Raw genomic sequence first — 5,752 nt, 5'->3', positions numbered from 1 at the left:
TTCCTACTTTGCGTACTGATTATCCCAACATTGGTAACGTCGGCTTGGATGTCGATCTTCGGTGGCGTGGCTATCGAGCAAGTAATTAACCATGTGGGACAACTTGGCCTCGACCAAGGCATTACAGACGTATCTCTAAGCTTGTTCTACATGCTAGATGCTTACTCGTTCGGTAGCATTCTGTCAGTTCTCGCAGTCGCACTGATCATTGTGTTCTTCGTTACAACGCTAGACTCAGGCTCTATCGTTATCGATGGCATGACAGCGGGTGGTAAGCTTGAAGTTCCTGTTAAACAGAAAGTGGTTTGGGCGGTTATCTCAGGTGCTATCGCAATGGTAATGCTGTGGATTGGTGGTACTCAATCTATCCAAGCTCTGCAATCGATCACGATCATTGCTGCACTGCCGTTTACGATCATTCTTCTGATTGGCTGTTTTAGCTTGTTGAAAGGTCTACTGACTGAAGTAGATAAAGGACAAGAAAACGTTAGTGAAACCGCTAAATAAAGTAATCGAGTATGGGGAGTATATAGTTCGCTAATTACTCCTTATTCAGCGTTATTTCAAAGCTCTCTTGTGCTGTGTGCAAGGGAGCTTTTTTATGCCCAAGAAGAAATCAAAGGTAAGAGAAAAGACAAAAAAAGAGCCACAAGCGGATTGTCACTTGTGGCTCTTTTTAGTTTTAGGGAGCAGCTTTAGCTAATAGCTTACGCGTTCAATTCATGTTGAATTACGTAATCCAAAGCACCGACTACAGCAGCAACTTGAGCGTCATTACACTCTTCGTCAGTCACTTTGTCGCTGTCTGGGTAAACCTCTGTGGTTGTTCCGTACTTACAGTCGGTCACGCCGCCACATAGGCCAAGCTTCTTCATTGGGTAGTTGATCACACCGTGTTGAGTGACGTCTGAACCAATGATCTTGCCTTCGTCATCCGCAGGCGCAATGTGCGTTACTTTTTCTACTGAAGCAATTACTGCCGCTTGGAATTCTGGTTGCGGATTTTCTGTATCGCCAACCGTGTAGAAACCATCTGGGATCATACCTTCGATGTACTCAATGCCATCACGAGCAGCAAGTGCTGGGCGGAATTCAGTTTCATCAGAGTCTGTCGTCTCATGCAGGTCAACGTGAACCAATACTTCTGGCAAAGAGGCCACTAAAGCTCGTAGGTTTGCTGATTCTTCTGCTGGCGTATCGTCATAGAAAGAACGGTTTGGATCAACAGCATTTGGGTTCCAGCGGTTGATCACTTCGTAACCCCAAGGGCTTACACAAGGTGCTACTACAATGTTGAAGTGCGCTGCGTATTTCTCTGCTTGGGTCGCTGCAAATTTGATAGCGCCATGCACACCACTGGTTTCGTAACCGTGAACGCCACCTGTAACGAGAATGGTCGGCTTTGACTCGTCCCTGTTTTTGCTCTTAATTGCGAAAAGTGGGAAGCGAGCTTCGTCGTAGCTCAGTGCGCCGTATTGTTCGATGTCAAAACGGTCTGCAAGTGCTTTAATCTTTGGCACAACTTCTTGTTGGTATTCACGCTTAACCGTTCTTTGAGCTAACCATGCTTCACGTTCTGCTTGTTGCCATTTTTGTCCTGGCTTACCAATTGGGTAGGTAGATTCACTTTTCATCTATACTTTTTCTTTTATGTTCGTGAAAGATTAAGACAGATTATTCCTGTCTAACAGAGACAGCAATAGAAAACACAACTTGTGACTTTATTTTTTACAGACTCATAACTTTGATGAGTGAATTGATGATGTTACATTTCATCGATGGTTCAATCTTTTATAAAGAGACAATAAAATGGCTGGAGCAAGTTTATTAACACTGCTAGATGACATTGCAACCGTGTTGGATGATGTCGCACTGATGTCTAAGGTGGCAGCTAAAAAAACCGCAGGCGTATTGGGTGACGATTTAGCCCTTAACGCTCAGCAGGTATCCGGTGTTTCTGCTGAAAGAGAAATTCCAGTGGTATGGGCGGTCGCAAAAGGCTCACTTAAAAATAAGCTGATTTTGGTTCCGGCGGCATTATTGATCAGTGCGTTCATCCCTTGGTTGATCATGCCACTACTCGTGATTGGTGGCCTGTTTCTTTGTTTTGAAGGGGCGGAGAAAATCTTAGAGAAGCTCTTTCCTCATACTCATCAACATGACGAGAAGGAAGAGGATACGAGTACTGGCGAATCCATAGAGGAACATGAGAAGAGAAAGGTCTCAGGCGCGATTCGTACCGACTTCATATTATCTGCGGAAATCATTGTGATTGCGCTAGGTACCGTAACGGGTACAAGTATCCTTACTCAGATTCTTGTCGTGAGTTTGATAGCCGTTGTGATGACGATTGGTGTTTATGGCTTAGTGGCAGGGATCGTTAAGTTGGATGATTTAGGTTTCTATCTCCAGCGCACGTCGAATGGCAGTACCATTAAAACCCGTTTGGGTGATGGGTTAGTCGCCTTTGCACCAAAGCTGATGAAGATGCTTGCTGTGGTCGGTACGGCTGCGATGTTCTTGGTTGGTGGCGGTATTGTGGTGCACAACGTCCCTGCGATTCATCATTTAATTGAACCGATTATTATGGATTTTAGTGGACATACGATTGCGACAGCGGTGGTACCGACGTTATTAAACGGTGTGATTGGGATTTTAGCTGGCTTGATTGTCGTTGCTGTTTGGACTGCGATTGGAAAAATGCGCGGTAAGTAATCGTTCATTATTTATTATAATAAGACAGTCTTTCATCGAAAAAAAAGGTCACCATAATTATTATGGTGACCCTTTTCGTTAAATGGAGGGCGTTTATTTAACAGCCCAAGCGCTTATTTTACAGACCAAGCAATCGTCTCGCCGCCACGGATTGGCACAACAATGTCTGAACCGAAAGGCATGGTTTCAGCAACATTCCATTCTTCTTTAACAAGAGTGATGGTGTCTGCATTACGTGGCATGCCGTAGAAATCCGGACCATTGTGGCTCGCGAACGCTTCTAGGTTCTCTATCTTGCCTTCTAAATCGAACACTTCAGCGTACAGTTCAACTGCAGCGTGCGCTGTGTAAGAACCTGCACAACCACATGCTGACTCTTTAGCACCTTTAGCGTGTGGCGCAGAATCGGTACCCAAGAAGAACTTCTTGCTACCGCTTGTTGCCGCTTCGATAAGTGCTAACTGGTGTGTGTTACGCTTAAGGATAGGTAGGCAGTAGAAATGTGGCTTAATGCCGCCAACCAGCATGTGGTTGCGGTTGTAAAGCAAGTGGTGAGCTGTGATGGTTGCCGCTACGTTCTCGTTAGCGTTCTTAACGAAAGTCGCTGCATCTGCCGTCGTGATGTGCTCTAGAACGATTTTCAGGTTAGGGAAGTCATTAACAATCGGCGCTAGAACTGTGTCTAGGAACTCTTTTTCACGGTCGAAGATATCAACATCGTGAGCCGTTACTTCACCGTGTACAAGCAGCAACATACCCACTTCTTGCATCGCTTCTAACACGTGGTAAATCTTTTGAGCTGAAGTTACGCCTGAATCCGAGTTTGTCGTCGCGCCAGCAGGGTATAGCTTCGCCGCTACAACAGCGCCAGATTCTTTCGCTTTGCGAATTTCGTCAGGTGTTGTGTTGTCTGTTAGGTAAAGTGCCATTAGAGGCTGGAACTGTTCACTTGGCTGCTCTGCCATGATGCGTTCACGGTAAGCTAGAGCCATTTCGGTATCGGTTACCGGTGGGATGGTGTTTGGCATGATTAACGCTCGACCATTGTAGCGGCTGATATCGCGGACTGTATCTTTTAATACTTCGCCATCGCGTAGATGAACGTGCCAGTCGTCAGGACGAGTAATCGTAAGTTGTGTCATTGAAGGCTCCCACCATTTGAAGTGTTATGTAGTTGGAGCCTAAACTCAGCGAAATCTGTGAAAGCAATCGCTTACGTTTAGGCGACAGGATGATAGTGGAAAAGCACTTTCATTTCATCCTATTTTTAACTCTTCAGGGTTAGGAGCTTGTTTTTATGGATATTTTATTCGGTATCTATTTGTTAATAAGGGTTAGCGGGTGGCTACCCACAGACCATGGATCATTCCTGGAACCCAGAAGAAGAAGGTCAGGACGATGTTAATCAGCAAATCTTTACCTGCACCGCGAGCGAAGAACACACCAACGGGCGGAAGCAATACACATAAAATGATAATGACGAGTTTGTTCATGATAAATCCTTTTTATTCAATGAAAGTTCAATGCGATAACCGTGTTCATATTATAGAACGTATAGAGAGTGTTAATGCATTGCTGTCTTAATGTATACAAGGCAGTGATTTAAACATTTCAAGATATTAGCTTAGTATCAAGTGTTTAATGCCTGCCAGTTTATCTATTTATAACCATTTGTTAGCATTGAGACAAACAACAAAACATTGGAATCGTTATGTCGCAGTCACCTTTAGATCAAGCTCTCTCTTTATCTCAAATCAATGTGTTTCCGGTTAAATCAGTAGGTGGGATTGCACTCTCTTCTGCTTGGGTCGAAAAACAGGGCCTTACCTTCGACAGACGTTTTATGTTGGCGTTGGCTGACGGCTCAATGGTGACGGCGCGTAAGTACCCTAAAATGGTCAAGGTATCTTCAAGCTTGCAGCCTGACGGTTTGATCTTCACTTATGAAGGCAAAGAGCCTTTGCGTCTAAAGTATGCAAATTTCAAGATGCAAGAAGCGCCAGCAACGGTGTGGAAAGACAGCTTCACGGCATACACGACATGTGATGAAGCCGATGATTGGTTCAGTGATGTGTTGGGCGTGCGCGTTGAGCTACTGTTTTCTGGCGAGCAATCGAATCGTGTTCGTGAAAAGCTTGGCCATAATGTCAGTTTCGCTGACGGCTATCCAATGTTAGTGATCAGCCAAGCCTCTCTAGATGAGCTTAATCGCCGCAGCCCTGAAGTTCACTCGATGGATCAGTTCCGCACCAACTTTGTTGTTTCGAATACCGAAGCCTTTGCTGAAGATGGTTGGAAGCGTATCCGTATCGGTGAGGTTGAGTTCGAAGCGGTGAAGCCTTGTGAGCGTTGTATCCTAACGACAGTTGATGTTGAGCGTGGCGAATTTAGAGCAACAAAAGAGCCTCTTAATACCTTCTCTACATTCAGAGCTAACGAGCGTGGTGGCGTTTTCTTTGGTCAGAATCTTGTGGCTAAAAATGAAGGTTTGGTTAAAGCGGGTGATGTGGTTGAAGTACTCGAAACCAAAGAGAAAGAACACTATGAAGACACTTGGGTTGAGTCGTTACATTTAACATGTGTTGAGCGTGAAGAGATCGCTCGTGACTTTACGACCTTTTGGTTAGAGCCTGCCAAAGAGAACCACTCACTACCAAGTTATCAGCCTGGGCAACATCTGCCGATTGAGATGGTGATTAATGGCGAGAAGGTTTCTCGTCGTTACACGTTATCTTCTAGCCCTTCACGAGCGGGTCGTTTAGCGATTTCAGTGAAGCGAGTGGACGATGGCCAAATCTCTAACTGGTTAAATGATCACTTTCAAGTGGGTGATACTTTGGTTGCTCAAAATCCAGATGGTGCGTTCTACTTAGAAGCGAATCCAACTCACCCGTTACTGCTTTTGTCTGCAGGCAGCGGCATTACGCCAATGTTGTCGATGCTTCGTTATTTGGCCGATCATGGCCAAATTGATGATGTGGTTTTCTATCATCAATGCAGCAGCGAAGAAGACATCCCTTACCAAGCTGAGATTGAT

The 5,752-nt window shown here is 45.0% G+C and carries 6 protein-coding genes; 3 read left to right on the top strand and 3 right to left on the bottom strand.

Going from position 1 to position 5,752, the window contains the following annotated elements; all coding sequences use genetic code 11:
• Positions 1 to 507 (top strand): BCCT family transporter (locus AB4653_RS21015; RefSeq protein WP_372105240.1); only part of this gene is annotated, 507 nt, incomplete at its 5' end.
• Positions 508 to 707: 200 nt separating this feature from the next.
• Here the strand turns inward: AB4653_RS21015 and AB4653_RS21010 are convergent.
• Positions 708 to 1,634, bottom strand: a complete 927-nt coding sequence (locus tag AB4653_RS21010; RefSeq protein WP_009845764.1) for a M14 family metallocarboxypeptidase — start codon at positions 1,632 to 1,634, stop codon at positions 708 to 710.
• Between the two features lie 175 nt (positions 1,635 to 1,809).
• Here AB4653_RS21010 and AB4653_RS21005 point away from each other — a divergent pair, with 175 nt between their 5' ends.
• Positions 1,810 to 2,715 (top strand): DUF808 domain-containing protein, encoded by a 906-nt coding sequence (locus AB4653_RS21005; RefSeq protein ID WP_102257524.1) that lies wholly within the window; start codon positions 1,810 to 1,812, stop codon positions 2,713 to 2,715.
• A gap of 113 nt (positions 2,716 to 2,828) precedes the next feature.
• On the opposite strand, the gene pyrC is transcribed toward AB4653_RS21005, so the two are convergent.
• On the bottom strand, positions 2,829 to 3,857 hold the full coding sequence (gene pyrC, locus AB4653_RS21000; protein WP_009845762.1) for a dihydroorotase: 1,029 nt from the start codon (positions 3,855 to 3,857) through the stop codon (positions 2,829 to 2,831).
• A 192-nt stretch (positions 3,858 to 4,049) separates the two neighbouring features.
• A complete protein-coding gene (locus AB4653_RS20995) occupies positions 4,050 to 4,208 on the bottom strand; it encodes a YqaE/Pmp3 family membrane protein (RefSeq protein ID WP_008215717.1) in 159 nt (52 codons plus the stop codon).
• A gap of 218 nt (positions 4,209 to 4,426) precedes the next feature.
• Here AB4653_RS20995 and AB4653_RS20990 point away from each other — a divergent pair.
• On the top strand, positions 4,427 to 5,752 hold a 1,326-nt coding region (locus AB4653_RS20990), incomplete at its 3' end, for an MOSC N-terminal beta barrel domain-containing protein (protein WP_372105238.1).

The organism is Vibrio sp. 10N.222.48.A3 (assembly GCF_041475345.1).
In the GTDB taxonomy this organism is placed as follows: Bacteria; Pseudomonadota; Gammaproteobacteria; order Enterobacterales; family Vibrionaceae; genus Vibrio; species Vibrio tasmaniensis_A.
This window is presented reverse-complemented; position numbering and strand designations above follow the sequence as displayed.

Bases quoted from the DNA above. Each gene is read 5' to 3' on its own strand.
- AB4653_RS20995 (WP_008215717.1), bottom strand. From the start codon at position 4,208: ATGAACAAACTCGTCATTATCATTTTATGTGTATTGCTTCCGCCCGTT.
- AB4653_RS21005 (WP_102257524.1), top strand. From the start codon at position 1,810: ATGGCTGGAGCAAGTTTATTAACACTGCTAGATGACATTGCAACCGTG.
- AB4653_RS21010 (WP_009845764.1), bottom strand. From the start codon at position 1,634: ATGAAAAGTGAATCTACCTACCCAATTGGTAAGCCAGGACAAAAATGG.
- pyrC (WP_009845762.1), bottom strand. From the start codon at position 3,857: ATGACACAACTTACGATTACTCGTCCTGACGACTGGCACGTTCATCTA.